At 27.7% G+C, this 3,385-nt stretch carries 2 protein-coding genes and 2 pseudogenes; 1 reads left to right on the top strand and 3 read right to left on the bottom strand.

Going from position 1 to position 3,385, the window contains the following annotated elements:
* Together AB1Z17_RS14225 and AB1Z17_RS14230 are read right to left on the bottom strand one after the other, a co-directional pair.
* Positions 1 to 536: pseudogene (locus tag AB1Z17_RS14225) on the bottom strand (oxidoreductase); the annotation flags it as partial.
* Between the two features lie 240 nt (positions 537 to 776).
* Positions 777 to 2,087, bottom strand: coding sequence for a nitrate/nitrite transporter (locus tag AB1Z17_RS14230; RefSeq protein WP_368052432.1), 1,311 nt, complete (start codon positions 2,085 to 2,087; stop codon positions 777 to 779).
* Between the two features lie 315 nt (positions 2,088 to 2,402).
* Here AB1Z17_RS14230 and AB1Z17_RS14235 point away from each other — a divergent pair, with 315 nt between their 5' ends.
* Complete coding sequence (locus AB1Z17_RS14235) at positions 2,403 to 2,981, top strand: acetate uptake transporter (RefSeq protein WP_368052433.1); 579 nt, start codon at positions 2,403 to 2,405, stop codon at positions 2,979 to 2,981.
* 279 nt (positions 2,982 to 3,260) lie between these two features.
* Here AB1Z17_RS14235 and AB1Z17_RS14240 read toward each other — a convergent pair.
* Positions 3,261 to 3,385, bottom strand: a pseudogene (locus AB1Z17_RS14240) (EamA family transporter); the annotation flags it as partial.

A 3,385-nucleotide genomic window follows, 5' to 3' on the forward strand; every position in this document is an offset into this window, starting at 1 on the left:
AACATTAAGGTTATGTGATATCCAATTTTTAAACGAGAACCCGTTATTACCGCTATTTGTCCTTTAACATCAGCTGTTTGAAAGCGTTTTGCATAATTAAAATCACCACATTCTGTACACATAGTGTCATAAAAGTGATGTAATTTTGTAAACGAATCTTTGCATACATAACAATTTCTAGGCGATTCTAATTCTAACACTTTTTTGTTAGTTAAATCTGCAGCATTTAGTAGTTTAGGTGCTACAAAAACAACAGATTCACGAGCACTTCTAATACCTGTTTCTTTTCGTGCATGTTTATCTCTAGCAGCCATTTTACGCTTAATTGCTTTTTTACCATCCTTTTTTCTTCTTGAAAACTCTTCTCTACTTGGTCTAGAAAACATTCCAGCAATTTTAATTAATGCCGTTCTTCGTTCTTTAGGAATATCAAAAATTTGATCTGTATCAGTAACTAACTGTTCCAATATAGAAATACATTTTTCAATTTCATCAGCTGAAATTGGTTGCGTATCTTTTATTTTAATATTTTCCATAGTATGAAACTTAAACTAATTATAGTCAAATTATTAAGGGCGCAAATATAGTTTTTAAAATTTAAGGAATGTCTTTATTTTTAGCTTATTAAATTGCTGAAAAATTTATCAAAATGGAGTTTAAAATCTTTTGATACTACTGATTTCATAAAGAAGGTTTCAGGCTTACTAATTTTATAAAAATTATAATCTTTACTATCTTTTATAATAAAAATGTTTAAGAATGATAAAATAAAAGAATTATGAATGTTTTTGTGGATTTTCAACTTTAAAAGATCCTATTATTAAAAACAACAAAAAAGCTAATGTAATATAGCTAATATTGCTATAAGAACCGAAATTAGAAAAGCAATAACTAAATAAACTTGGTGCAATGGCGCTTGCAATCACTAAAAAACTCATAACTTTTCCTGTAATGGAACCTAAGTATTTTCTTCCATAATATTTAGGCCACGTTACCGCATTTACTACTGAAAATAAACCTCCTAAAAATCCTAAACCTATTATTAACATATATACTCCAAATGTTGAAGATAAAAATAACAATCCCAAAGAAGCTAAAATTCCACTGGCAGTCATTATGTATAAATAAATTTTATGTTGAATATAATCACTTAAAATATTGCATAATGTAGCCACAGAAATGGCAATAATAGAAATTGGTAAAAACACAGCTATTGCTTGTGATTTCGAATAATCTTGGCTCGCAAATATAGATACAATATGAAATGTAAAACCGGTAATAAAAAAGCTATTAAACGCCAAAATTAAACCATACATCCAGAAAGCTCTTGTTTTTTTAGCTTCATCAAGAGTAAAATTAACTTCAACTTCTTCAACTTCAATAATTTTAGTTTTATTAGGAAATCCATCTGGTTTTAAATCGAAATCTTCTGGCTTATTGCGATACAATTGAATGATGCAAAAACTAAAAATAAATAAACAAACCGCCAATAGTTGCCAACTTAACTCCCAACCGTAATCGTCAATTAGTTTATTTATTAAAATTGGTGAAGCCGAAAACCCTAATGAAACTGCAATACTGCTAATTGAATTAATTTTCCCTCGGTTTTTATTAAACCAAATCATAATCATATTTCTAGAAGTCATTGTCAAAACACCTTGACCACTAAATCTTATAAAGAAAAATAATATGGTAATCAAAACAAATGGAACTAACCAGGAATCAACATTTAAAATTGACTTAACGGTTTCACTTATTTTAACTGAAACTGAAAAAATCAACAATGAAACTCCTAAAAAAAAAGTAGCAAAAAATGCCACATATCTTGCGCCATATTTATCGAATAAGAATCCTGCTTTTGTTACTAAAAAGGAACTTAATAATGTCCCAATCATATAAGCATTACTAAACTGATTTCTTGAAAGTCCTAATGCATCTTTTACAGGATCTGTAAATACAGAAACTCCTACAGTTTGCCCTGGAATACTTGCTAAAATACCTATGCTTCCAACAAAAAGGATTACATAACCATAAAAAACAGGAGATTTTTTTGGATTTACAAATGAGTATTTATTAAAATTAGCCATTTAAAAAATTTAACAGGCAAATGTAAGAATTTAAAAAGATTAGAGAACCGCAAGGCAACACAAAAACTAAATAGTTTTCTTAGCGTTTATTAATTATGATTAAAAATAGAATTTAAGACTTTTTTTAAAAGATAAAGAGTGGTTTTTTTTTAATGAATTTCTATAAAAAACGTATTTTTCTATTAAAATTTAAAAAACTTCATCTTCTGAAATCGTTTGAAATAAGGTGATATTTTAAATCAATTTTAACAATGACTTTAATCATAATGCAAAAAATAATATAAGTACATATTTGTACTCGTTTTAAAAAAAAATATTAGGACTATGAGTACTATTAAATTGGCAAATCCAGCAGTTGTTGGTCTTGGAGGTTTTGGGTTAACAACATTGCTTTTACAAATTCATAATTTAGGTTTTATTGGATTAGGCCCTGTTGTTGCAATGGGGTTTGTTTTTGGAGGCTTAGCACAAATGATTGCCGGGTTTTTAGAACAAAAAATGGGAAATAATTTTGGTTTTGCTGCATTTACTAGCTATGGTGCGTTTTGGATAGGATTAGGTGTAATTTGGATATGTAATCATTTCAATATTTATAATTCAACAAGTGTTGATGTTGGCTTTTATTTAATTGTTTGGACGTTATTAACATTAATATTATGGGTAGCCTCCTTATTTATTCATGGCGCTATGGCTTTTACATTTACGGTTTTAGTAATAGGCTTTATTCTATTAGATTTAGCTCATTTTGGTTTTCCTGAATTAACTGTTTGGGCAGCCTATGTTTTAATTATTTGTGCCTTAGGAGCTTGGTATATGATGGGAGGAATAATTATTAATGATGTAGCGAACAAACCCTTATTAAAAATGGGGAAAGCTTGGCTTAAAAAAGGGTAATTAGACAGTCTGATAATCTTCAATTGCAGATTTTAAAACCTCAATTTATGGTGAGTTTTGTGTATCGCTTTGTTACTTTTTCTTGACAAGATGTTAATAATATGATTGTCAGACTTAATAAAATTAGTTTTTTCATAATATGCAGTTTAATAAGTTAGTATTTAAAAATCATAAAATATTCAACATAAAAAAGAATGTTTATCGTTAAGTAATTGAATATTAGTTAGCTACAACATATTAAGTATACTAAAAAAAATTATAAATAGTAAGTTTATAAGTTTATTGCTTTTTAAACCTGGAGAATAATACCAATTTTTTCTTAGTATTAATAAAGAAAACTCCTGTTAAAAGAATTACAGCTGCAATTATTGATTGTTGCGTAATTTGTTCGTTTAAAAAAAACC

It is taken from the genome of Lutibacter sp., assembly GCF_040883305.1.
GTDB lineage: Bacteria > Bacteroidota > Bacteroidia > Flavobacteriales > Flavobacteriaceae > Lutibacter.